Origin of the sequence: Micromonospora coxensis (assembly GCF_900090295.1) — a bacterium.
Taxonomy (GTDB): domain Bacteria; phylum Actinomycetota; class Actinomycetes; order Mycobacteriales; family Micromonosporaceae; genus Micromonospora; species Micromonospora coxensis.
The window spans coordinates 2,396,176-2,418,816 of the sequence record NZ_LT607753.1 but is presented as its reverse complement, the minus strand read 5'-3'; the positions used below and the strand labels follow the sequence as shown (position 1 = coordinate 2,418,816).

At 74.1% G+C, this 22,641-nt stretch carries 18 protein-coding genes and 1 tRNA gene; 10 read left to right on the top strand and 9 right to left on the bottom strand.

The features are described 5' to 3' along the window. Window positions 1–26 precede the first annotated feature (26 nt). Complete coding sequence (locus GA0070614_RS10790) at window positions 27–851, top strand: isocitrate lyase/PEP mutase family protein (RefSeq protein ID WP_088975832.1); 825 nt, start codon at window positions 27–29, stop codon at window positions 849–851. Here the strand turns inward: GA0070614_RS10790 and GA0070614_RS10785 are convergent. The 4 genes from GA0070614_RS10785 to GA0070614_RS10770 are packed head-to-tail and all read right to left on the bottom strand — an operon-like array spanning window position 796 to window position 4,335. Further along, on the bottom strand, window positions 796–1,467 hold the full coding sequence (locus tag GA0070614_RS10785) for a response regulator (protein WP_088975831.1): 672 nt from the start codon (window positions 1,465–1,467) through the stop codon (window positions 796–798). The genes GA0070614_RS10790 and GA0070614_RS10785 overlap by 56 nt on opposite strands. Then, a complete protein-coding gene (locus GA0070614_RS10780; protein WP_157744979.1) occupies window positions 1,464–2,606 on the bottom strand; it encodes a sensor histidine kinase in 1,143 nt (380 codons plus the stop codon). Before GA0070614_RS10780 ends, GA0070614_RS10785 begins: the two co-directional genes overlap by 4 nt. Then, window positions 2,603–4,120 carry a multicopper oxidase family protein gene (locus tag GA0070614_RS10775; protein ID WP_172892407.1) on the bottom strand — a complete coding sequence of 506 codons (1,518 nt, stop codon included), beginning with the start codon at window positions 4,118–4,120 and terminating at the stop codon, window positions 2,603–2,605. Before GA0070614_RS10775 ends, GA0070614_RS10780 begins: the two co-directional genes overlap by 4 nt. Continuing rightward, on the bottom strand, window positions 4,117–4,335 hold the full coding sequence (locus GA0070614_RS10770; protein ID WP_157744978.1) for a hypothetical protein: 219 nt from the start codon (window positions 4,333–4,335) through the stop codon (window positions 4,117–4,119). The genes GA0070614_RS10775 and GA0070614_RS10770 overlap by 4 nt, the downstream gene beginning before the upstream one ends. Before the next feature lie 101 nt (window positions 4,336–4,436). Between GA0070614_RS10770 and ligD the strand changes: the two genes are divergently transcribed. Beyond that, complete coding sequence (ligD, locus tag GA0070614_RS10765) at window positions 4,437–5,408, top strand: non-homologous end-joining DNA ligase (protein WP_088975828.1); 972 nt, start codon at window positions 4,437–4,439, stop codon at window positions 5,406–5,408. 67 nt (window positions 5,409–5,475) lie between these two features. On the opposite strand, the gene GA0070614_RS10760 is transcribed toward ligD, so the two are convergent. The 4 genes from GA0070614_RS10760 to GA0070614_RS10745 form a co-directional block, all read right to left on the bottom strand. Further along, window positions 5,476–5,547, bottom strand: a tRNA-Arg gene (locus tag GA0070614_RS10760). A 180-nt stretch (window positions 5,548–5,727) separates the two neighbouring features. After that, window positions 5,728–6,423, bottom strand: a complete 696-nt coding sequence (locus GA0070614_RS10755; RefSeq protein ID WP_088975827.1) for a winged helix-turn-helix domain-containing protein — start codon at window positions 6,421–6,423, stop codon at window positions 5,728–5,730. A 175-nt stretch (window positions 6,424–6,598) separates the two neighbouring features. Then, complete coding sequence (locus tag GA0070614_RS10750) at window positions 6,599–7,255, bottom strand: DUF305 domain-containing protein (RefSeq protein ID WP_088975826.1); 657 nt, start codon at window positions 7,253–7,255, stop codon at window positions 6,599–6,601. A gap of 13 nt (window positions 7,256–7,268) precedes the next feature. Next, on the bottom strand, window positions 7,269–8,075 hold the full coding sequence (locus GA0070614_RS10745) for a DUF3105 domain-containing protein (protein ID WP_088975825.1): 807 nt from the start codon (window positions 8,073–8,075) through the stop codon (window positions 7,269–7,271). A 100-nt stretch (window positions 8,076–8,175) separates the two neighbouring features. On the opposite strand from GA0070614_RS10745, the gene argS reads away from it, so the two are divergent. The 6 genes from argS to GA0070614_RS10715 all read left to right on the top strand — a co-directional run bounded on the left by argS (window position 8,176) and on the right by GA0070614_RS10715 (window position 18,531). After that, window positions 8,176–9,840, top strand: coding sequence for an arginine--tRNA ligase (argS, locus tag GA0070614_RS10740; protein ID WP_088975824.1), 1,665 nt, complete (start codon window positions 8,176–8,178; stop codon window positions 9,838–9,840). Window positions 9,841–9,843: 3 nt separating this feature from the next. Next, window positions 9,844–11,229, top strand: coding sequence for a diaminopimelate decarboxylase (gene lysA / locus GA0070614_RS10735; protein WP_088975823.1), 1,386 nt, complete (start codon window positions 9,844–9,846; stop codon window positions 11,227–11,229). A gap of 8 nt (window positions 11,230–11,237) precedes the next feature. Continuing rightward, window positions 11,238–12,548, top strand: a complete 1,311-nt coding sequence (locus tag GA0070614_RS10730) for a homoserine dehydrogenase (RefSeq protein WP_172892586.1) — start codon at window positions 11,238–11,240, stop codon at window positions 12,546–12,548. Between the two features lie 115 nt (window positions 12,549–12,663). Further along, window positions 12,664–13,713 (top strand): threonine synthase, encoded by a 1,050-nt coding sequence (thrC, locus tag GA0070614_RS10725; RefSeq protein ID WP_088975821.1) that lies wholly within the window; start codon window positions 12,664–12,666, stop codon window positions 13,711–13,713. 190 nt (window positions 13,714–13,903) lie between these two features. Continuing rightward, the gene (locus GA0070614_RS10720) at window positions 13,904–17,167 is read left to right on the top strand and encodes an efflux RND transporter permease subunit (protein WP_088975820.1); all 3,264 of its coding nucleotides are present in this window, start codon (window positions 13,904–13,906) and stop codon (window positions 17,165–17,167) included. A gap of 119 nt (window positions 17,168–17,286) precedes the next feature. After that, a complete protein-coding gene (locus tag GA0070614_RS10715) occupies window positions 17,287–18,531 on the top strand; it encodes an MFS transporter (protein ID WP_088975819.1) in 1,245 nt (414 codons plus the stop codon). 98 nt (window positions 18,532–18,629) lie between these two features. Here the strand turns inward: GA0070614_RS10715 and GA0070614_RS10710 are convergent, their stop codons facing one another. Further along, entirely contained in the window at window positions 18,630–19,184 is a 555-nt protein-coding gene (locus tag GA0070614_RS10710) for a hypothetical protein (protein WP_088975818.1), read from the bottom strand. Window positions 19,185–19,288: 104 nt separating this feature from the next. On the opposite strand from GA0070614_RS10710, the gene thrB reads away from it, so the two are divergent. Next, window positions 19,289–20,233, top strand: coding sequence for a homoserine kinase (gene thrB, locus GA0070614_RS10705; RefSeq protein WP_088975817.1), 945 nt, complete (start codon window positions 19,289–19,291; stop codon window positions 20,231–20,233). A gap of 297 nt (window positions 20,234–20,530) precedes the next feature. Next, a complete protein-coding gene (rho, locus tag GA0070614_RS10700; protein ID WP_088975816.1) occupies window positions 20,531–22,627 on the top strand; it encodes a transcription termination factor Rho in 2,097 nt (698 codons plus the stop codon). Window positions 22,628–22,641: the final 14 nt, after the last annotated feature.

The following is a 22,641-nucleotide window of genomic DNA, read 5'->3' as shown; positions in this document are numbered from 1 at the left end:
GCCGGTCACCGGCCGAGAATCGGGCCATGACGATCCGTACCGCCGCCGCCCTGCGCGCCCTGCACCGACCGGGTGACCCGCTGATCCTGCCGAACGCCTGGGACGCCGGCTCGGCCCGTGCCGTGGCCGACGCCGGCTTCCCCGCCGTCGCCACCAGCAGCGCCGCCGTGGCCGAGGCGCTGGGCCACGCCGACGGCGAGGCCACGCCGGTGGGGGAGATGTTCGACGCGGTGGCCCGGGTGGTCCGGACGGTCGCCGTCCCGGTCACCGCCGACCTGGAGCGGGGGTACGGGCTGCGCCCGGCCGAGCTGGTCGAGCGGCTGCTCGCCACCGGGGCGGCCGGGCTCAACCTGGAGGACTCCGACCCGCGTACCAGGGAACTGTGCGACGTGGACGAGCAGGCCGACCTGCTCGCGGCCGTACGCGCGGCGGCCGGGGAGGCCCTGGTGGTCAACGCCCGGGTCGACGTCTTCCTGCGTGCCGGCGGTGACCCGGCCGGCGGGTTCGACGAGGGGGTCCGGCGGGCCCGCCGCTACCTGGCGGCCGGCGCGGACTGCGTCTACCCGATCCTGCTGGCCGACCCGGCGCTGGTCGGCCGGTTCGTGGCGGAGGTCGGCGGCCCGGTGAACGTGATGCTCCGCCCCGACACGCCGACCGTCGCCGAGCTGGCCCGGCTCGGGGTGGCCCGGATCAGCCTCGGCTCCGGCGTGTACGCCGCCGCCCGCGCCCGGGCCGGCGCGATGCTGACCGCGCTGGCCGCCGGCGGTGACCCGTTCCCCGGTCGACCCGTCCCGGTCAGCCGGGCCGGCGCGGGTCGGGCCGGTCCAGGCCGGCACGGTGCACCGCGATGACGACGTGTACCCGGTCGCGCACGCCGAGCTTGTCGAGGATGTGCCGGACGTGGGTCTTGACCGTCCACTCGCTGAGCACCAGGTGGGCGGCGATCTCCTCGTTGCTCAGCCCGGCGGCGATGAGCAGCGCGACCTCCCGCTCCCGCGCGGTGAGGCCGTCCAGGGCGGCGGCCTCGGCCGGCCGGGGCGGGTCGGCGTAGCGGGCGATGACCCGCCGGGTGACCGCCGGGTCCAGCAGCGCCTGGCCCGACGCGACCACCCGTACGGACTCACGGAGGCTGGCCGGCGGCGCGTTCTTCAGCAGGAAGCCGCTCGCGCCGGCACGCAGCGCGGCGAAGACGTACTCGTCCAGGTCGAAGGTGGTGAGCACGATGACCCGCGCCGAGTCGTCGCCGTGTCGGGCCACGATCCGCCGGGTGGCCGTGATGCCGTCGACGCCCGGCATCCGTACGTCCATCAGCACCACGTCGGGACGCAGGTGGGCACTGAGCGCCACGGCCTCCTCCCCGTCGCGCGCCTCGCCGACCACGCGGATGTCACCGGTGCGGTCCAGGAGGGAGCGCAGTGCCGCGCGCACCGCCCGCTGGTCGTCGGCGAGCAGCACCCGGACGGTCACCGGGGCGCACCGGCGTCGGCCGGCAGCCAGGCCTCCACCAGGAAACCCTGGCCGGGGCCGGGGCCGGCACGCAGCCGACCACCGACGCTGCGGGCCCGCTCGGACATGCCGGTCAACCCGTGGCCGCCCTGGGCGGGCACCGGTCCCGGCCGGCCGTCGTCGTCGAAGCGCAGGCGCACCCCGTCGTCGGTGCTCTCCACCAGGAGGCGGGCCCGCCGCGCGCCGGAGTGCCGGATGGTGTTCGTCAGCGCCTCCTGGCAGATCCGGTAGAGGGCGAGCGCCGCCGAGCCGCTCACCCGCGACCCGTGATCGACCCGCACCTCCAGCTCCACCCCGGCCGCGCCGGCCACCTCCCGGAGCCGCTCCAGGTCGGCCAGGCCGGGCGCCGGCGCGAGCGGGGCCCCGCCCGGGCCGTCACCGTCGCGCAGCAGCCGGACCGTCCTCGTGGTCTCCCGCAACGCTTCGTCGTGGGCGGTCAGCGCCGCCGCCACCGCCTCGCGGCAGGCGCGTGGGTCGGACTCCACCGTCTCCTCGGCGATCCGCAGCTGCAACCCGATCACCACCAGGCTGTGCGCGGCCACGTCGTGCAGGTCGGCCGCGACGGCGAGGCGCTGTTCGGCCAGCCGTCGGGCTGCCTCCCGACGGCTCTCCTCGGCGGCCCGGGCCAGCCGTTCCCGCACCTCGCCCGCCCAGCGGCGGCGCTGCCACGCCGCCTCCCCGACGGCCAGGGCCAGGCCGACGACGACCAGGGTCTGCGCCTCGCCGACCACCACCGGCAGCAGCGGCTCGCCCTCGACCCCGGTACGCCACCCGACGTCACCGGCGGCGATGACGACGGCGGTCAGGGCGGCGGCCGGCAGTCGTCCCGCGGCGGCCGCCACCGCGTACGGCACCAGCAGCGGCCAGCCCAGGCCGATCGCCGGGTAGCCGGCCACGTGGTAGGCGACCACCGCCACGGCGGAGAGCAGCAGCACCGGCACCGGCCGGCGTCGGCCGGCCAGGTGCAGGCCGCCCAGCACGGCGCCGAGCGTCCAGCCGGCCAGCCCCGGCGAGCGGCTCGCCGGCTCGACGGCGATGTCGGCGGCCACCCAGACCGAACCGGTGACGATCACGGCCATCGCCGCGTCGGCGTGTCTCACGGGTGCCCGTGCGGGCGCGGGTGCGTCGGGCTCACCTGGTCCTCCGTCCCGGGCGGTACGACGACGTACTGTCCCATCATGCCGGCGTCCTCGTGCGCCAGCAGGTGGCAGTGGAACATGTACGGACGCGCCGGGTCGGCGTGCTGACCGAACGCGACCAGGAGCGTCACCTCGGCCCCGGGCGGGACGAACACCGTGTCCTTGCGGCCACGCAGCTCCGGCGGTACGGTCCCGCCGACCGTGAACGCCGCGTTGTGCACGTGGAAGTTGTGCGGCACGCCCTGGGTGTTGCGGATCCGCCACCGCTCCGTCGTCCCGAGCGGCACGGCGAAGTCGATCCGGCCGAGGTCCGCCGTCCTGCCGTTGATCGTGAAGTCGCCCAGCTCGAAGTGCCGGTCGGGCCGGCCCGGCGGGGGCGTCGGGACCGGTGGGGCGGCCGGCAGCGCGGCCGGGACGGGAGGCGACGGGGTCAGCCGGTCGTCCGCCGCGAGCAGGAGCAGGTGGAACTCGTCGTCGCCTCCGGCCAGCCGGTCGTACAGCACGTTCGCCCCGAGGTCGGGTGGACGGCTGAGCAGCAGCAACCGTTCGCCGGGCCGGACGGTGACCAGCAGCTCGACCCGCTCACCCGGGCTCAACGGGACGTGGTCGGTCTCCACCGGAGCCGGCAGCAACCCGGCGTCGGAGGCCACCACGTGGAAGGAGCGGCCGTCGGCGAGAGCGAGGTCGTACACCCGGGCGTTGGAGGCGTTCAACACCCGAAGCCGCACCCGCTCGCTCGTCACCCGCAGCACCGGCCCCCAGGTGCCGTTGACGAAGACGTCCTCACCGAGCAGCCCCACGATGTCGGTGCCGGCGAAGTCGATGCCGGCGGTGTCCGTGCCCCCGTCCTCGCGTACCGTCCGGTCCTGCAGGATGACCGGGACGTCGTCCACGCCGTAGCGCTCGGGGAGCAGGCCCGTGGCCCGGTCGTCGTCGACCAGGAGCAGGCCCGCCAGACCACGGTGGACGTGGTGCCGGGTGGAGCCGTGCGGGTGGGGGTGGTACCAGAGCGTCGCGGCCGGCTGGTCCACCCGCCAGGAGGGCTGCCACCGGCCACCCGGCGGGACCAGGTGGTGCGGACCGCCGTCGGCGGCGGCCGGCAGCTCCATCCCGTGCCAGTGCAGGGTGGTGGCCTGTGGCAGGGCGTTGCGGACCAGGGGGGCCACCCGGTCGCCCCGGCGCATCCGCAGGGTCGGACCCAGGTACGCCCCGTTGACGCCCCAGGTGTCGGTGGTGCGTCCGGGCAGCAACTCGGTCGTGCCGGTGCGCAGGGTCAGTTCGTGGACCAGCCGCCCCGCGTCGTCCCGGCGGCCCTCGGCGACCGGTGGGATCGCCAGGGGACGGTCGAACCGGACGCGGCCGACGTTGCCCCGGCCCGAGCCGACCCAGATGTGGCCGGCCAGCGCGGCGGCGGGCGCCACGGTCGCCAGCCCGACCAACCCGGCCAGCCGCAGCAGCCGACGTCGGGAGGTCACCGGTCCTTCCGCCCGGGCCAGACGCCGACGGCCAGCCCCACCAGGATCAACCAGCCGGCCAGCCAGGACTCGGGCGCCGGCACCACGGCCGGCTCGCGGAGGATCACGTGCGGCGGCACGAACAGCCCGCCGAAGAGGACGAACACGCCGAAGAGGGCCAACGCCGCGCCGAGCAGCCGGCGCACGGGCAGGGATCGGGTACGAGATCGGGCCATGCCGGTGACGCTAGGAGCGTCACCACCGCCCGGCATCGCTCCGGGGAGCTATTCCGGCGCTTCCGGTTGACCGGGCCCGGCCCGGCCGCCAGGGTGGTCGGATGGGGGACGCGGACGAGACCCGGGACGGCGTCGGGCTGACCAACCTGGACCAGCCGCTGCTCGCCGGTGGTGACGTCACCAAGCGCGACCTGGTCGACTACCTGGACGCGGTCCGCGAGCGGATCCTGCCCGGGCTGGCCGACCGGCCGCTGTCGGTGATCCGGCTGCTGCGCGGCCAGGACCCGTTCATGCAGAAGAACCTGCCGAAGTACACGCCCGACTGGGTGCGTCGTACCTCGGTGTGGGCGGAGGCGTCGCACCGGCAGGTGTCGTACGCGCTCTGCGACGACCGGCGCACCCTGCTCTGGTTCGCCAACCAGCGGGCGATCGAGTACCACCCGACGCTGTCCACCGTGGCGCGGCCGGAGCACCCCACCCATCTGGTGCTCGACCTGGACCCGCCGGAGGGGGACGCGTTCGGCCCGGTCGTCCGGACCGCCGCGCTGGTGCGGCAGGCGCTGGCCGACGTGGGGCTGGCCGGCGCGGTGAAGACCAGCGGCGCGAAGGGGCTGCACGTCTTCGTGCCGGTGGCCGGGGAGACCACCGCCGAGGAGGCGGCCGCCGCGACCCGGGCGCTCGCCGTGCACACCGAACGGCTCGACCCGGCGTTGGCCACCACCGCCTTCATCCGCGAGGACCGGGGCGGCCGGGTCTTCGTCGACCCGACCCGGGCCGGCGGAGCGACGGTGGTCGCCGCGTACAGCCCCCGGGTGCGGCCCGGCCTGCCGGTCTCCTGCCCGGTGGCCTGGGACGACCTCGACGCGGTCACCCCCGGCGACTTCACGGTGCGGACCGTTCCCGCGCTGGTGGCCGACCGTGACCCGTGGGCGGAGGCGATGCCCGCGCCGCAGCGCCTCCCCGCCGACCTGGTGGCCGAGGGGCGGACCATCCCGGTGGCCCGGGTGCAGGCCATGCACGAGGGGAAGCGGCGGGCCCGCGCCCGGCGCGAGGCCGACCGGCCCGGCGGGTGACGGACGGCGCGACGCGGGTCGGGAACGCGGAGAAGCCCGGGCCGATGGCCCGGGCTTCTCGTGTCTGTGCCCCCGGCAGGATTCGAACCTGCGCCCCCGCCTCCGGAGGGCGGTGCTCTATCCCCTGAGCTACGGGGGCTCAGCGACCCGGAAAGAGTAGCAAACCCCTTCCCCGATCACCCAATCGGTATCTCCCGGCCCCCGCCCGTGTCGGCCACCCCCGTGACGACCTGCGGTGATCATCAGGTTGGCGGCGGAGTGGATCTCCACGAGTGCCCCAACTCCATGATCACCGGGCTGGCCGGGAGGGGAGGGTGGGTCAGGCGGCGAGGAGGGTGCGGCCGCAGCTGGGCAGCGGGTGCAGGACGATGCGGCGGGGCAGGCGGCGCGGCCACTCGTTCTTGGGCCACGAGCCGTCGACGATCAGGTGCACGGTGCGCTCGTCGGCGCCGCTGAGCCGCAGCACGAACTCCCGGGGTAGCGGCGGGTCCACGCTCGGCGTGGTCACCATGAACCGCACCCGGCCCCGCGAGGAGACCGCGGAGATCACGTCGGCGGCCGGCATGGTGCCGCGCAGGCGTACCCGGCCGATCCAGTAGACCTCCGCGGCGTGCTCCTGGGCGGCCCGGGTGATCGCCGGGTACTCGCTGCGTACCCAGCGCTCGACCGCGCCGACGCAGAGCCCGCAGGCCCGCTCCCGTGGCTCGCGCGGACCCAGCCCCCAGGCCCGCAGGTACGCCCCGACCGTGCCGGCGTCCATCGCCAGGTCGAACTGGCGATGGATCAGCGTGGTCAGGCTCTGTCGCGTCCAGAGTTCCTCGTCCAGCCCGAACGTGTCGGGGTGGACGCCCCGCAGGACGTCGATCAGTTCGAGTTCCTGTTCGCGGCTGAGCGTTCCGGGCTCGCCCTGCCGGTGTCCGCGACGGACGGCTGCCACCGCTCCGTCACCGCCGATGGTGTGGCGTCGGCACCAGCTGGTGACCGAACGCCGCGCGTCTCTCAGTGCAACCCCCACGTCCTGCGCAACGAGCCCGAATCGCAACTGGTCACGATATGTAGGTAGAAAAGTCTCCAACGCACGTAATCGGTCACAAGGTGCTATAAGCGCCAAACAGACTTTGGGCCTCACGGAACGCGACGAGGCCCGCGTCCGCCGGAGCGGTACGCGGGCCTCGGGCGCGGCGGGTCGGTCAGCCGCCCAGACGCTTCAGGGCGTTCTGGAGGTTGACCAGGTCCGTCTGCTGGGTGTTCTTCATCGTCTGGGCGACCTTGAGCACGTCGTCGTCGCCACCGGCGTCGAGGATGCCCTGGATCATGTGGATCCCGCCCAGGTGGTGCTTGATCATCATCTGCAGGAAGAGCCGGTCCAGCTCCGCGCCCTGAGCGGCGCGCAGCTTCGCCATCTCCTCCGGGGTGGCCATGCCGGGCATCAGCCCGTTCTGCACACCGGCCTTGCCGTCGGGCATCCAGGCCATCGCCGGCTCCGAGCCGGTCGGGTCCAGCCCCCAGGAGCGCAGCCAGGTCTGCATGGTGCCGATCTCGCCCTGCTGGCCGGTGGCGATGTCCCCGCCGACCTGGCGCACCTCGGGGTCGGCGCCCCGCTGGAAGGCGATCAGCCCCATCTCCACCGCCTGGGCGTGGTGGCTGGTCATGTCCCGGGCGAAGCCCGCCTCCGCCGAGGTGTCACCCGGACGGGTGAACGTCGGCGTGAGCAGGCCGCCCGCGTACCCGAGCAGGAGGCCGACCACGACGGCGGCCGCGAGCGCCAGGGTGCCGAAGCGGCGGGCCGGCCGCCGGTCACCGGGGTCGGTGACCGGGGCCTGCGCCGTCGTCGTGGGTGCGGTCATCGGGCGTCCCTCGTCACTGGCTCTGCATCTGGTTGCCGAGATCGCGCGGCGCGGTGCCGGTCGCGGTGATGCCCTGGCCGCAGTTGGCGTTCGGGCCCTCGACGGAGGCGTTCACCCGCAGCGTCTTGATGAACTCGTCGATCCGGCCGTCGTCGGCGTTGTCGACCTTGAGCTGGTAACCCCAGGCCTGCAGCGAGATCGCCTTGTCCAGCCCCTCGTACGGGCTGAGCATCAGCTTCTCCTTGCCCTGGACCTTCTCGCGCAGCTTCGCCACCTGGTCGGCGGGCAGGTCGGGGCGGTAGGTGATCCAGACCGCGCCGTGCTCCAGGCTGTGCACCGCGTGCTCGCTGGAGATCGGGGCGTCGTAGACGTCACCCATGCAGTTCTGCCAGGCCGCGTTGTGCGGGCCGGCGACCGGCGGGGTGATGTCGTACTTGATCGCGCCCTGCTGGTGCTGGCCGCCCTGGACCAGCTTGTCGTCCTTGGCCCGGAAGTCGACGATGCCGTCGATGTCGGCGGCCCGCTTCTCCCACGGCTTGGAGCCCTGGAAGGCCGCGTACGCGCCGTAGCCGATGATCGACGCGGCGAGCACGCCGACGGCGACGAAGAGCGCGATCGGCCCCCACGACCGGCCCTGGCTCACCTTCACCGGGGCGATCGGCTTACGGGGGCCCTTACCGCCCGCCGTCTGCCGGGGAGTGCCCGTCGACTTGCCGGCCCCCGGCTTGGCGCCGGACGCGGGCCGGCCTGCCGCCGGCTTCTTGCCGGTGCTGACCACGGTCGGGCGGCGCTCCGGGCCACCCGGGGTGCTGATGCTCATCGTGCCTCGTCAGGTCGGTCGGTCAGGGGATCTGGCGGGCCGGGTTCACATGCTGGGTCGCCGCCGCGGTGCCCGAGTCTACCCCCGCTAGCATGGTTCGGTGACTCCTGCAGAACTCGCCGAGGTCGTCCTCTCCGCAGCCCACGCCGTCTTCACCGAGCGGGGGCTGGACCCCGCCGCGCTCCCGGCGAAGACCGCGGTCGAGCGACCGCGCAATCCCGAGCACGGGGACTACGCCTCGACGCTGGCGCTGCAGCTCAGCAAGAAGGTGGGGGTGCCGCCGCGCGAGCTGGCCACCGCCCTGGCCGAGCAGCTCGGCCGGGCCGCCGGGGTCAAGTCGGTGGAGATCGCCGGCCCCGGCTTCCTGAACATCCGGCTCGACGCGGCCGCCGCCGGCCAGCTCGCCCGGGTGATCGTCGAGGCCGGCGAGGAGTACGGCCGCAGCGACCGGCTCGCCGGCTTGAAGATCAACCTGGAGTTCGTCTCGGCCAACCCGACCGGCCCGGTGCACATCGGCGGGGTCCGCTGGGCCGCCGTCGGCGACGCGCTCAGCCGGCTGCTGCGGGCCACCGGCGCCCAGGTCGGCACGGAGTACTACTTCAACGACGCCGGCTCCCAGATCGACCGGTTCGCCCGGTCGCTGCTCGCCGCCGCCAAGGGTGAGCCCGCCCCCGAGGACGGGTACGGCGGGGCGTACATCGCGGAGATCGCCGAGGCGGTCCGGCGGATCCGCCCCGACGTGCTGGAGCTGGACGACGCCGCCGCCCAGGAGGTCTTCCGGGTCGAGGGCGTCGCGCTGATGTTCGCCGAGATCAAGTCCTCGCTGGCCGGCTTCGGCGTCGAGTTCGACACGTACTTCAACGAGAAGGACCTGCACGACCGGGGTGAGCTGGACCTCGCCCTGCACCGGCTGCGCGAGCAGGGCCACGTCTTCGAGGCCGAGGGCGCGACCTGGCTGCGCACCACCGACTTCGGCGACGACAAGGACCGGGTGCTGCGCAAGTCCAACGGCGAGTGGACCTACTTCGCCGCCGACTGCGCGTACTACCTCGACAAGCGCGAGCGCGGCTTCGAGCGGGTCGTGATCATGCTGGGCGCCGACCACCACGGCTACATCGGCCGGATGAAGGCGATGGCCGCCTGCTTCGGTGACGACCCGGAGCGCAACCTGGAGATCCTCATCGGCCAGCTGGTCAACCTGGTCCGCGACGGCGCCCCGGTGCGGATGAGCAAGCGGGCCGGCACGGTGGTCACCCTGGAGGACCTGGTCGACGCGATCGGCGTGGACGCCTCCCGGTACGCGCTGGCCCGCTACTCCAGCGACTCCCCGATCGACATCGACGTCGAGCTGTGGACCCGGGCCACCCGCGACAATCCGGTCTACTACGTGCAGTACGTGGCCGCCCGGACCGCCAGCGTCGGCCGCAACGCCGCCGAGATCGGGCTGACCCGGGGCGACGGCGCGGCCTTCCGGGCCGAGCTGCTCGGGCACGAGAAGGAGAACGAGCTGCTCAAGGCGCTCGCCGAGTTCCCCGACGTGGTGGCGACGGCGGCCGAGCTGCGCGGTCCGCACCGGGTGGCGCGGTACCTGGAGGACCTGGCCGGCGCCTACCACCGGTTCTACGACAACTGCCGGATCCTGCCGCGCGGCGAGGAGGAGGTCACCGACCTGCACCGCGCCCGGCTCTGGCTCAACGACGCGACCCGGGTGGTCATCGCCAACGGCCTGCGGCTGCTCGGCGTCTCCGCCCCGGAGAGGATGTAGCACATGCGCGCGCACGAGGCAGGCGCCCTGCACGGCGACATCGGCCACCGGGGGCCGGCGTGGCTGCGTACCCCGGTCGACGTCAACGCCCTGGTGCCGCAGCTGTGGCCGCGCAACGTCGCGCGCGCCGCGGACGGCGCGCTCACCGTCGCCGGCCTCGGCGTCCGCGACATCGCCGCCGAGTTCGGCACCCCGGTGTACGTGCTCGACGAGGACGACCTGCGCTCGCGCTGCCGCGACTTCCGCGCCGCCTTCAGCGACGTGGACGTCTACTACGCCGGCAAGGCGTTCCTCTGCCGGGCGGTGGTCCGGATGATCGCCGAGGAGGGTCTGCACCTCGACGTCTGCACCGGCGGCGAGCTGGCCACGGCGCTCTCGGCCGGGATGCCGCCCGAGCGGATCGGCTTCCACGGCAACAACAAGTCGGTGGCCGAGCTGACCCGGGCGCTGGACGCCGGGGTCGGGCGGATCATCCTCGACTCGTTCACCGAGATCGACCGGCTCACCGCGCTCGCCCGCGAGCGGGGGGTACGCCCCGGCGTGCTGATCCGGGTCACCGTCGGCGTCGAGGCGCACACCCACGAGTTCATCGCCACCGCCCACGAGGACCAGAAGTTCGGCTTCTCCCTCGCCGGCGGGGCCGCCGCAGCGGCCGCCTTCAAGGTCCTCGACGAGGGCGTGCTGGACCTGCGCGGCCTGCACTCGCACATCGGCTCGCAGATCTTCGACGCCAGCGGCTTCGAGGTCTCCGCCCGCCGGGTGCTCGCCCTGCAGGCGCAGATCCGCGACGCGCGCGGGGTGGAGCTGCCCGAGCTGGACCTCGGCGGTGGCTTCGGCATCGCGTACACCACGCAGGACGACCCGGCCAGCCCGCAGGACCTGGCCAAGCGGCTGCGCAAGATCGTCGACTCGGAGTGCGCCAGCGAGCGGCTGGCCGTGCCGCACCTGTCGATCGAGCCGGGTCGGGCCATCGTCGGCCCCGCGGTCTTCACCCTGTACGAGGTGGGCACCGTCAAGGACGTCGACGGCATCCGGACGTACGTCAGCGTGGACGGCGGGATGAGCGACAACATCCGCACCGCCCTGTACGACGCGTCGTACTCGGCGACGCTGGCCAACCGGGCCTCGTCGGCACCGGCGCTGCTCGCCCGCGTGGTGGGAAAGCATTGTGAGTCCGGGGACATCGTGGTGAAGGATGAATTCCTGCCCGCCGACGTGCAGCCCGGAGATCTTGTGGCGGTGCCCGGCACGGGCGCCTACTGCCGCAGCATGGCCAGCAACTACAACCACGTGCCCCGGCCCCCGGTGGTCGCGGTGCGCGAGGGCGCGGCCCGGCTGATCGTCCGGCGGGAGACCGAAGAGGACCTGCTCGCTTTGGATGTGGGATGACGTCACCTGTGCGTTTGGCGCTGCTCGGCTGCGGGACCGTGGGCAGCGAGGTGGTCCGGCTGCTGCACGAGCAGTCGGCCGACCTCGCGGCCCGGATCGGCGCTCCGCTGGAGATCGCCGGCATCGCCGTACGCCGGGTCGGGCGCGACCGCGGCGACCTGCCGGTGGACCCGGCGATCTTCACCACCGACCCGCTCGCGCTGATCAAGCGCGAGGACGTGGACGTGGTGGTCGAGGTCGTCGGCGGCATCGAGCCGGCCCGGAGCTGGCTGGTCGAGGCGCTGCGGGCCGGCAAGAGCGTGGTCACCGCGAACAAGGCGCTGCTGGCCGAGGACGGGGCGTCCCTGCACGACGCGGCCGCCGAGGGTGGCGCCGACCTCTACTACGAGGCCAGCGTGGCCGGGGCGATCCCGCTGCTGCGCCCGCTGCGCGAGTCGCTGCACGGGGACCGGATCAACCGGGTCACCGGCATCGTCAACGGCACCACCAACTTCATCCTCTCCGCCATGGACGCCACCGGCGCCGGCTTCGCCGAGGCGCTGGAGGAGGCGACCGAGCTGGGGTACGCCGAGGCCGACCCGACGGCCGACGTGGAGGGCTTCGACGCCGCCGCCAAGGCGGCCATCCTCGCCTCGCTGGCCTTCCACACCCGGGTCACCGCCGCCGACGTGCACCGCGAGGGCATCACCGAGGTGACCGCGGCGGACGTGGCCAGCGCCAAGGCGATGGGCTGCACCATCAAGCTGCTCTGCATCGCCGCCCGGGGCGCCGACGCCGCCGGCCGGGAGACGGTCAGCGTCCGGGTGCACCCGGCGATGATTCCGCTCACCCACCCCCTGGCCAGCGTCTCCGACGCCTTCAACGCGGTCTTCGTCGAGGCCGAGGCGGCCGGGCAGCTCATGTTCTACGGCCGGGGCGCCGGTGGTGCGCCGACCGCCAGCGCGGTGCTCGGCGACGTGGTGGCGGTGGCCCGCAACCGGCTCGCCGGGGCCCGCGCGGCCAGCGAGTCCGCGTACGCCGACCTGGCGGTGCGGCCGATGGGGGAGGCGCTGACCCGCTACCACATCAGCCTCGACGTGGCCGACCGGCCGGGTGTGCTGGAGGCGGTGGCCGGGGTCTTCGCCCGGCACGAGGTCTCCATCGCCACCGTCCGGCAGGGCCCGGCGGGCGGCGGCCCGGCCGGTCGGGGCGACGCGGAGCTGGTCATCGTCACCCACGTCGCCCCGGACGCCGCGCTCGCCGCCACCGTGCGGGAGCTGCGCGGGCTGGAGATCGTCCGCTCGGTGGCGAGCGTGCTGCGGGTCGAGGGCGGCGCGTAGCGCGCGTCTCGCCTGGTGGTTACGGGCGGGTGTGCCGTCGGCCGGTCCGGGCGGCTGGTCCACTCTGGGTAGGGGCCCCGGCGTGGCCCGGGGCGACGAAGGCGAGGAGAGCGACATGTGGCGGGGTCTGATCGAGACGTACCGGGACCGGCTGCCGGTCACCGACGCGACTCCCGTCGTCACCCTGCACGAGGGGAACACTCCGCTGCTGCCCGCGCCGGTGCTCTCCGCGCGGCTCGACGCCGACGTCTGGCTGAAGGTCGAGGGGGCCAACCCGACCGGCTCGTTCAAGGACCGGGGCATGACCGTCGCGGTCTCCAAGGCGGTCGAGGCGGGCGACAAGGCGATCATCTGCGCGTCCACCGGCAACACCAGCGCCTCCGCCGCGGCGTACGCGGCCCGTGCCGGGATCACCTGCGCGGTGCTGGTGCCGCAGGGCAAGATCGCGCTGGGCAAGCTGGCCCAGGCGCTGGTGCACGGCGCGAAGCTGCTCCAGGTGCAGGGCAACTTCGACGACTGCCTGGCGCTCGCCTCGAAGCTCGCCCTGGACTACCCGGTGGCCCTGGTCAACTCCGTCAACCCGGACCGGCTGCACGGGCAGAAGACCGCCGCCTTCGAGATCGTCGAGGCGCTCGGCGACGCCCCGGACATCCACTGCCTGCCGGTCGGCAACGCCGGCAACGTCTCGGCCTACTGGATGGGCTACTCGGAGGAGCTGGCGGTCGGCAACGCCACCCGGGCCCCGCAGATGTACGGCTTCCAGGCCGCCGGGGCGGCCCCGATCGTCACCGGCAAGGTGGTGCCGGAGCCGTCCACCATCGCCACCGCGATCCGGATCGGCAACCCGGCGAGCTGGACGAAGGCGGTCGACGCCCGGGACGCCTCGCGGGGGCTGATCGCGGCGGTCACCGACCGGGAGATCCTGTCGGCGTACCGGCTGCTCGCCCGGGAGGTGGGGGTCTTCGTGGAGCTGGGCAGCGCGGCGAGCGTCGCCGGTCTGCTCCAGCAGGGCGCGGCGGGCCGGATCCCGGCCGGCTCCAGGGTGGTCTGCACGGTCACCGGCCACGGCCTGAAGGACCCGGAGTGGGCCATCTCCACGGCTCCCTCCCCGGTCACCATCGCCAACGACCCCCTCTCCGCCGCCCGCTCCCTCGACCTGGCCTGACCCCCACCGTCCACCTGCGGCCTCCCGCCGCGGCGATCAAGGGATCTGCGCACCGGCAAGCGCTTACCGATCGCCCGAACTTCTTGATCGCCTCGCGACGGGTGGGTACGGGGGCGGGTGGGGTGGGGTAGGGCGGGTCGGGCAGACTTTGCGTACCTCGTCGCCGCCTTCGCAGAAGTGAGTCACGCCGATGTCGTTGCTCGCCAGAGCCAGTCTCGCCAACCGGGGTCTCGTCGCCCTGATCGCGGTGGTCACCGCGCTGTTCGGGGCGTTCGCGGTGCCCTCGCTCAAGCAGCAGCTCCTGCCGTCCCTGGAGTTCCCGGGGGCGTTCGTCGTCGCCGTCTACCCCGGCGCCGGCCCCGAGATCGTCGAGTCCCAGGTCACCGAGCCGATCGAGAACAGCATCCAGGGACTGCCCGGGCTGGAGAAGATCACCTCCACCTCCCGGGAGGGCTCGGCCACCGTCGCCGTCGAGTTCACCTTCGGCACAGACGTCGACGACGCGGCCAGCAAGATGCAGACCGCGCTGGGCCGGATCCAGGCGCAGCTGCCCGAGGGCGTCGACCCGCAGGTGCTGACCGGCAGCACCGACGACCTGCCGGCGGTGGTGCTCGCCGCCAGCGGCGGCGGCGACGAGCAGGCGCTGGCCGAGAAGCTGCGCACCACCGTCGTACCCGAGCTGGAGGGGATCGACGGCGTCCGCACGGTCGCGGTGACCGGGACCCGCGAGCAGGTCGTGACGATCACCCCGGACCCGGCCAGGTTCGCCGCCGCCCGGCTCGCCCCCACCGCGATCGGCACGGCGCTCAAGTCCAACGGCGTCTCGATTCCCGCCGGGGCGGTCACCGACGGCACCCGGGCCCTGCCGGTGCAGGTCGGCGCCCCGGTCACCACCCTGGACGAGCTGCGCGGCATCGTGCTGACCCCGAGCGCGCCGAAGGCGCCCCCGGTCCGCCTCGGCGACGTGGCGACGGTGGAGCAGCAGATCGCGCCGGCCACCGCGATCACCCGCACCAACGGCAAGGAGAGCCTCGGCGTCGAGGTCACCGCCACCCTCGACGGCAACGCGGTCCGCATCTCCCACGAGATCCGCGACCGGCTGGCCGACCTGCGCGCCGACTCGGGCGCCGAGCTGACCGTCGTCTTCGACCAGGCGCCGTTCGTGGAGAAGTCGATCGAGAGCCTCACCACCGAGGGCCTGCTCGGCCTGGTGATGGCCGTGGTGGTGATCCTGGTCTTCCTGCTGTCGGTGCGCTCCACGGTGGTCACCGCGGTCTCCATCCCGCTGTCGGTGGTGGTGGCGCTGATCGCGCTCTGGATCGGCGACTACTCGCTCAACCTGCTCACCCTCGGCGCGCTCACCATCGCGGTCGGCCGGGTGGTCGACGACTCGATCGTGGTGTTGGAGAACATCAAACGCCACCTGGAGTACGGCGAGGAGAAGCGGGCCGCGATCGTCACCGCGGTCCGCGAGGTGGCCGGCGCGGTCACCGCGTCCACCCTCACCACGGTCGCCGTGTTCGCGCCGATCGCGCTGGTGGGTGGTTTCGTCGGGCAGCTCTTCGCGCCCTTCGCGATCACCGTGACGGTGGCCCTGCTCGCCTCGCTGTTGGTCTCGCTGACCGTGATCCCGGTGCTGGCGTACTGGTTCCTCAAGCCCCGCACCGGCGCGGACGACGCCGAGGTGCGCCGGGCCGCCGAGGCCAGGGAGCTGCGCAGCCCGTTGCAGCGGGCGTACCTGCCGGCGATCGGGTTCGCCACCCGGTCCCGGGCCACCCGCTGGATCACCGTGGCGGTGGGCATGCTGGTGCTGCTCGGCACCTTCGGCCTCTCCCGGCAGCTCGAGACGAACTTCCTGGACGACTCCGGCCAGGACACCCTCACCATGACGCAGGAGCTGCCGGCCGGCGCCGGCCTGGCCGCCACCGACCAGGCCGCCCGCACGGTCGAGGAGGTGCTGGCCCGCACCGACGGCGTCGAGACGTACCAGGTGACGGCGGGCGGCAGCGACCGGCCGTGGGAGGGCGGCGGCGGCAACAACGTCGCCCGCTGGTCGCTGGCGCTGGGCGACGACACCGACGCGAAGGAGATGAAGGAGGTCCTCCGCGAGCGGTTCGCGCCCCTCGGCGACCAGGTCGGCGAGCTGACCTTCGGCCAGGGGCAGGGCGACAAGCTGGAGGTGGTCGTCCAGGCCGCCGACCAGGAGACGCTGACCCGGGCCGCCGACGCCGCCCGCGCGGCGATGGAGGGCACGCCGGGCGTCGAGGACGTGCAGTCCGGCCTGGCGACCCGGGTGCCGCGCGTCGACGTGGTCGTCGACCGGCTCGCCGCGGCCAAGGTCGGGTTGAGCGAGGCGGCGGTCGGGCAGCTCGTGGCCCAGGCGTACCGGGGTGCCCCGCTCGGGCAGGTGACGCTCGACGGCGGCCAGCAGGACGTGGTCCTGCGGACGGCGGCGACCCCGCCGCTGACCGTGGAGCAACTGCGCGCGCTGCGGGTCGGTCCGGTCCCGCTGGACGCCATCGCCGACGTCACCGAGGGCACCGGGCCGCAGCAGGTCACCCGGATCGACGGTGAGCGCAGCGTCTCGGTGACCGGCTCGGCCACCGGCTCGAACCTCGGCGCGACCACGACCGAGCTGAAGAAGCGGCTGGACGCCATCGACGTGCCGGGCGCGACGGTCACCGTCGGCGGGGCGAGCGCCGACCAGCAGGAGGCCTTCGCCGACCTGGGGCTGGCCGTGCTCGCGGCGATCGCCATCGTCTTCCTGATCATGGTGGCGACCTTCCGCAGCATCACCCAGGCGCTGATCCTGCTGATCTCGATCCCGTTCGCCGCGACCGGCGCGATCGGCCTGCTGCTGGCCACCGGCACCCCGCTCGGCGTGCCGGCGCTGATCGGCGTGCTGATGCTGGTCGGCATCGTGGTGACCAACGCGATCGTGCTGCTCGACCTGGTCAACCAGTACCGGGCGCAGGGGATGGGCGTGACCGAGGCGGTGGTCGAGGGCGGCCGGCGCCGGCTGCGGCCGATCCTGATGACCGCGGTCGCCACCATCTTCGCGCTCCTGCCGATGGCCCTCGGGCTCACCGGGCAGGGCGGGTTCATCTCCCAGCCGCTCGCGGTGGTGGTGATCGGCGGCCTGCTCAGCTCCACGCTGCTGACCCTGGTGCTGGTGCCGACGCTCTACACCATGGTGGAGCGGACCAGGGAGTCGCTGCGGGAGCGGCGGGCCCGGCGCTCCGGTGGGTCCGCCCCCGATCGGCGGGCCGACGCCGGGGCCGAGGCGCCCGCCGCCGTCCCGGCCGCGGTGGGCGCCGGCGCCGCCGACGGTACGGCAGACGCGCCGCCTCCGGCCCGGCCGGCGCCCTCGGCCGCGCTGGTGGACGGCACCGACCAGTTCGAGGTGCTGCGCCTGCCGAAGAGCCGCACGTCGCCGCTGCCCCCGACGGAGTAGCCCGAAGCGGCACGACGCGCCCCCGGACCGGTACGACCGGCCGGGGGCGCGGTCGTTCGGCGGTCGGACGGGTCGCACTGCCCGGTCGGGGTGTGACCGGCGGGGTAGGGTTTCGGTACGTGTCCTCCACCCTCTCGGTCCTGACCCGTAACCGGGACTTCCGCAATCTCTTCCTGGCCGAGCTGGTGGTCTTCGGGGCCGACTGGTTCGTCATGGTGCCGCTGCTCGTGCTGCTGCCCGAGCTGACCGGCAGCGGCGTCTGGGGAGCCCTCGTGCTCGCTCTGGACACCGGTGTCGTGGCGCTGCTGCTGCCGTACACGGGCACGATCGCGGACCGCTTCGACCGCAAGAAGATCATGATGGTGGCGAACCTGGCCGCCCTGGTCGGCGTGCTGCTGCTGCTCGGCGTCCGGGACGCCGGCACCGCCTGGTTGGCGATGGCGGGCATCGCCGTGCTGGCGGTCGCCAAGGCGTTCTACTCGCCCGCCGCCCAGGCCGCCCTGCCCAACGTGCTCGATCCGGAGGAGCTGGCCGCCGGCAACGCGGTCGCCGGCTCGGCGTGGGGCACGATGACCGTGGTCGGCGCCTCGCTCGGCGGGGTGCTGAGCGCGGCCACCGGGCCGTACACCAGCTTCTGGGTGGCGGCGGTCGGCCTGGCGCTGGCGGCGGGCCTGGCCGCGTTGATCCGCCGTCCGTTGCAGGCCCCCCGCGAGGCCGACCGGCCGACGCCGCGCACCTGGGCGGCGATCCGGGAGGCCCTCGGTCACATCGGGCACCGGCCCCGGGTGCTCGCGCTGGTCACCGTGAAGTCGGCGGTCGGCCTGGGCAACGGCGTGCTCACCGTCTTCCCGCTGCTCGCCGCCGTGTACGGGGCGGGCTCCGTCGGCACCGGTCTGCTCTTCGCCGCCCGGGGCGCGGGGGCGCTGGTCGGGCCGATCCTGATGCGCCGGGTGCTCACCAACCGGGCCTGGCTGCTGCCCGGCCTGGCCGTGTCGATGTCCCTGTACGGCCTGTCCTACCTGGGCGCCTCGGTGGCCGGTTGGTTCCCGCTGGTGCTGCTGCTGGTCTTCGTCGCCCACTTCGGCGGCGGCAGCAACTGGGTGCTCTCCAACTTCGCCCTCCAGGGCGAGGTGCCGGACCGGCTGCGCGGCCGGATCTTCGCCACCGACATGATGCTCGCGACGCTGGCCATCTCGGTCAGTCAGCTCGTGGTCGCCTCGGTGGTGGACGTGGTCGACGAGCGGGTGGTGCTGGCCGGCTGCGGCCTGGTGACCCTGGTGTACGCGGTGGGCTGGCGGATCGCCACCCGCCGCCTCTCGCTCTCCGACCCGGCCGTCGAGCCGCAGCCGACGCCGACGACCTGACCCGGCGGCGTCACCGCCGACCCGATCGCCCGACCCCTCCGGCTCGTCGGCCCCGGCGGCGTCACCGCCGATCCGATCGTCCGACCCGCCCCGGCTCGTCAGTCCCGGTCGGAGGCGGGCGAGGGCAGGTCGCTGCCGCCCCACTGGGTGGCGGGCGGCGTGGTGCCGACCCCGCCCGGCGTGGCGGACGGCGTGGTGCCGACCTCGCCGGGCGTGGTGGCGGGTGTCGTGCCGGCTCCGGCGGGTGTGGCGGAGGGTGCCGCGTCGACGGCCGGCGCGGTCCAGGCGCCCCACGGGCCGGCCGGCGCGTCGGCGCGTCCACGGCCGGCGAACACCGCGCCGAGCAGCAACCCGAGCCCGACCGGGAAGCCCAGCGCCGTCACCGCCGTCACCGCGAAGCTGATCAGGCTGATGCGCCGGTAGCCGCCGTCGCGCATCCAGTCGGCGCCGATCAGGTGCGGGAAGGCGAGGCTCCAGGCCAGGGCGACCAGCCCGGCCGCCAGCAGCACGAGCGTGCCGGAGGTCAGCAGCACCCGGGCCCGGGCCGGCAGCCGGTCCCGGCGGGTCGCGGCCAGCACCAGGGCGGTCACCAGGACCGCGATGGTGGGTAGCTCCATGCCGAGAGTCAGGATCGAGAATCCGTAGCGCCCCATGCCGCCTCCGCTGCCGATGTCGGGGGTCAGGCTAGCCGTGGCGATCAAGTCCCACGCTCCGGGCGACGCTCCGCGACGGCGGTCCGGGGCCCTAGCATGAGCCGGTGCCGTTGACTTTCACCGCCGGTCCGGTCCGGGTCCGGGTCCCCGCCACCAGCGCCAACCTCGGTCCGGGCTTCGACGCGCTCGGTCTCGCCCTCGGGCTGCACGACGACGTGACGGCGGAGGTGACCTCCGGGGGCGTACGCGTGGCGGTGCACGGCGAGGGCGCCGGTGAGCTGCCGGAGGACGACCGGCACCTGGTGGCCCGGGCGATGCGCCGTACCTTCGACGTGCTGGGTGGGCAGCCGGCCGGGCTGGCGCTGGAGTGCGTCAACCGGATCCCGCAGGCCCGTGGGCTGGGTTCGTCCTCGGCGGCGATCGTGGCCGGGGTGCTGCTGGCCCGGGCCCTGGTGACCGACGGCGTCGAGCGGCTCGACGACGCCGGGGCGCTGCGGCTGGCGGCCGAGATCGAGGGCCACCCGGACAACGTGGCCCCCTGCCTGCTGGGCGGCTTCACGATCGCCTGGACGGAGCCGTCCGGGGCCGGCGCGGTCTCGCTGCCCGTCGCCGAGGGGGTCCGGCCCACCGTCTTCGTCCCGGCCGAGCGGGGCCTCACCGAGACGGCGCGGGCGGCGCTGCCGGCCACCGTCCCGCACGCCGACGCCGCGCTGAACGCCGGCCGGGCCGCCCTGCTGGTGCACGCCCTGACCGCCGCGCCGGCGCTGCTGCTGCCGGCCACCGTCGACCGGCTGCACCAGGACTACCGCGCCCCCGGCATGCCACAGACGGCCGCTCTGGTCGCCGCGTTGCGTGCGGCCGGTGTGGCGGCCGTGGTCAGTGGGGCGGGGCCCACCGTGCTGGCCCTGACCGAGCCGCCCGCCGACTTCGCGCCGGGAACAGAATGGCAGGTCTGGCGGTTGGCGATAGAGGCGAGCGGTGCGACCGTCGCGCGGGGTAGACTGGGACACGCCGAGCGGGGCCCTGTTGCCGCAGGTCGGAAGAGTTGATTACGCTCTAGACTCAGCACAGCCGCGAAGCATGCGATCTCCCTGCGGGTCGGCGCACCCCCGAAGCTCTCGGCGGTCAGCCCGTCACCCCTGCCAAGGCACACGCCGCACCGCAGTTTCCACAGGTCGCCGCAGACGGCGAGACCTGCTCACCGAGGTTGGTGAGTCGGGAAACCGCCCGGCTGCTGTGCCACAGACTCCCGCGACGCGTCCCTGCGAGGCGGGTGCACCGAGGCCGCCCGGCCACCTGAGCTTGTCGACTCCGGGCAGTCCCGGCCTATCGAGGGAAGGAATCCATTGAGCGACACCACCGACGTGACGTCGGATGTTTCCAACGTCGCTGGCGATGCCACCACTGCCGCCCCTGCCCGTCGTCGGCGCAGCGGTACCGGCCTGTCGGCGATGCTGCTGCCGGAGCTCCAGAGCCTGGCCGCGTCGCTCGGCATCTCCGGTACGGCTCGCATGCGCAAGGGCGAGCTGATCAGCGCGATCTCCGAGCGGCAGCAGGGCGGCGCCGCCACCGGCACCCCTCGACCGCGGGCCGAGGTCGCGGCCGCGACCGCCCCGGCCCGGGAAGAGGTCCACGCCGAGGTGCGCGAGACCGCCGAGCGCCCCGCTGAGCAGGCTCCGGCCGCCGCCGGGGAGCCCGAGGGGCGTACCCGGACCCGGCGCAGCCGGGCCGCCGCGACCGAGACCCGGACGGCCGAGACCCGGACCGAGGAGGCCGCCCCCGAGACGGGCGAGCGCGCCGAGCGCGGCGAGGGTCGAGGTGGCCGGGACCGCGCCGACCGCGCCGAGCGCGGCGACCGGGCCGAGCGGGCCGATCGTGGGGACCGGGCCGAGCGCGGTGACCGTGGTGACCGTGCCGAGCGCGGCGAGCGGACCGAGCGTGGGGACCGGGCCGAGCGCGGCGAGCGTGGTGACCGGGTCGAGCGCGGTGAGCGCAACGACCGGGGTGACCGGGCCGAGCGCGGTGACCGTGGTGACCGTAACGACCGGGGCGAGCGGGCCGAGCGGGGCGGTGACCGCAACGAGCGGGCCGAGCGCGGCGACCGCAACGACCGGGGTGACCGCAACGACCGGGGCGACCGCAACGACCGCGGTGGCGACCGGACGCAGCGTGTCGACGACTCCGACGAGGACGGCGAGGGCGGCGGCCGGCGTGGCCGGCGCAGCCGTTTCCGTGACCGCCGGCGGGGCCGGGGCGAGCGGGCCGAGGGCGGCAACGACGGTGGCGGCCGCGAGCCGCAGGTCGGCGAGGACGACGTGCTCGTCCCGGTGGCCGGCATCATCGACGTGCTCGACAACTACGCCTTCGTCCGGACCACCGGCTACCTGGCCGGCCCGAACGACGTGTACGTCTCCATGTCGCAGATCAAGAAGTACGGCCTGCGCCGTGGTGACGCGATCACCGGTGCGGTGCGGGCCGCCCGTGACGGCGAGCAGCGGCGGGACAAGTACAACCCGCTGGTCCGCCTGGACACCATCAACGGCATGGAGCCGGACGAGGCCAAGCGCCGTCCCGAGTTCTACAAGCTCACCCCGCTCTACCCGCAGGAGCGGCTGCGGCTGGAGACCGAGCCGCACATCCTCACCACCCGGGTGATCGACCTGGTCATGCCGATCGGCAAGGGGCAGCGCGCGCTGATCGTGTCGCCGCCGAAGGCCGGTAAGACCATGGTGCTGCAGGCGATCGCGAACGCGATCACGCACAACAACCCGGAGTGCCACCTGATGGTGGTGCTGGTGGACGAGCGGCCCGAAGAGGTCACCGACATGCAGCGGTCGGTGAAGGGCGAGGTCATCGCGGCCACGTTCGACCGTCCGCCGCAGGACCACACCACGGTGGCGGAGCTGGCGATCGAGCGGGCCAAGCGCCTGGTCGAGCTGGGCCACGACGTCGTCGTGCTGCTCGACTCGGTGACCCGGCTCGGGCGGTCGTACAACCTGGCGGCGCCGGCCAGCGGCCGGATCATGTCGGGTGGTATCGACTCCACCGCGCTGTACCCGCCGAAGCGCTTCCTGGGTGCGGCCCGCAACATCGAGAACGGCGGCTCGCTGACCATCCTCGCCACCGCGCTGGTGGAGACCGGGTCCATGGCGGACACGGTCATCTTCGAGGAGTTCAAGGGCACCGGTAACGCGGAGCTGAAGCTGGACCGGAAGATCGCCGACAAGCGGACCTTCCCGGCCATCGACATCCACCCGTCCGGCACGCGCAAGGAGGAGATCCTGCTCGCGCCGGAGGAGCTGGCCATCGTGCACAAGCTCCGCAAGGTGCTGCACTCGCTGGACTCGCAGGCGGCGCTCGACCTGCTGCTGGACCGGCTCAAGCAGTCCCGCACCAACATCGAGTTCCTGATGCAGATCGCGAAGTCGACGCCGGGCGAGTAGTCCGGGCCGAGACG

Coding starts and splice junctions, on each gene's coding strand:
- GA0070614_RS10710 (WP_088975818.1), bottom strand. CDS start 19,184: ATGGGGCGCTACGGATTCTCGATCCTGACTCTCGGCATGGAGCTACCC.
- thrC (WP_088975821.1), top strand. CDS start 12,664: ATGTGGCGGGGTCTGATCGAGACGTACCGGGACCGGCTGCCGGTCACC.
- GA0070614_RS10745 (WP_088975825.1), bottom strand. CDS start 8,075: ATGAGCATCAGCACCCCGGGTGGCCCGGAGCGCCGCCCGACCGTGGTC.
- GA0070614_RS10770 (WP_157744978.1), bottom strand. CDS start 4,335: ATGGCCCGATCTCGTACCCGATCCCTGCCCGTGCGCCGGCTGCTCGGC.
- GA0070614_RS10790 (WP_088975832.1), top strand. CDS start 27: ATGACGATCCGTACCGCCGCCGCCCTGCGCGCCCTGCACCGACCGGGT.
- GA0070614_RS10750 (WP_088975826.1), bottom strand. CDS start 7,255: ATGACCGCACCCACGACGACGGCGCAGGCCCCGGTCACCGACCCCGGT.
- GA0070614_RS10720 (WP_088975820.1), top strand. CDS start 13,904: ATGTCGTTGCTCGCCAGAGCCAGTCTCGCCAACCGGGGTCTCGTCGCC.
- lysA (WP_088975823.1), top strand. CDS start 9,844: ATGCGCGCGCACGAGGCAGGCGCCCTGCACGGCGACATCGGCCACCGG.
- ligD (WP_088975828.1), top strand. CDS start 4,437: ATGGGGGACGCGGACGAGACCCGGGACGGCGTCGGGCTGACCAACCTG.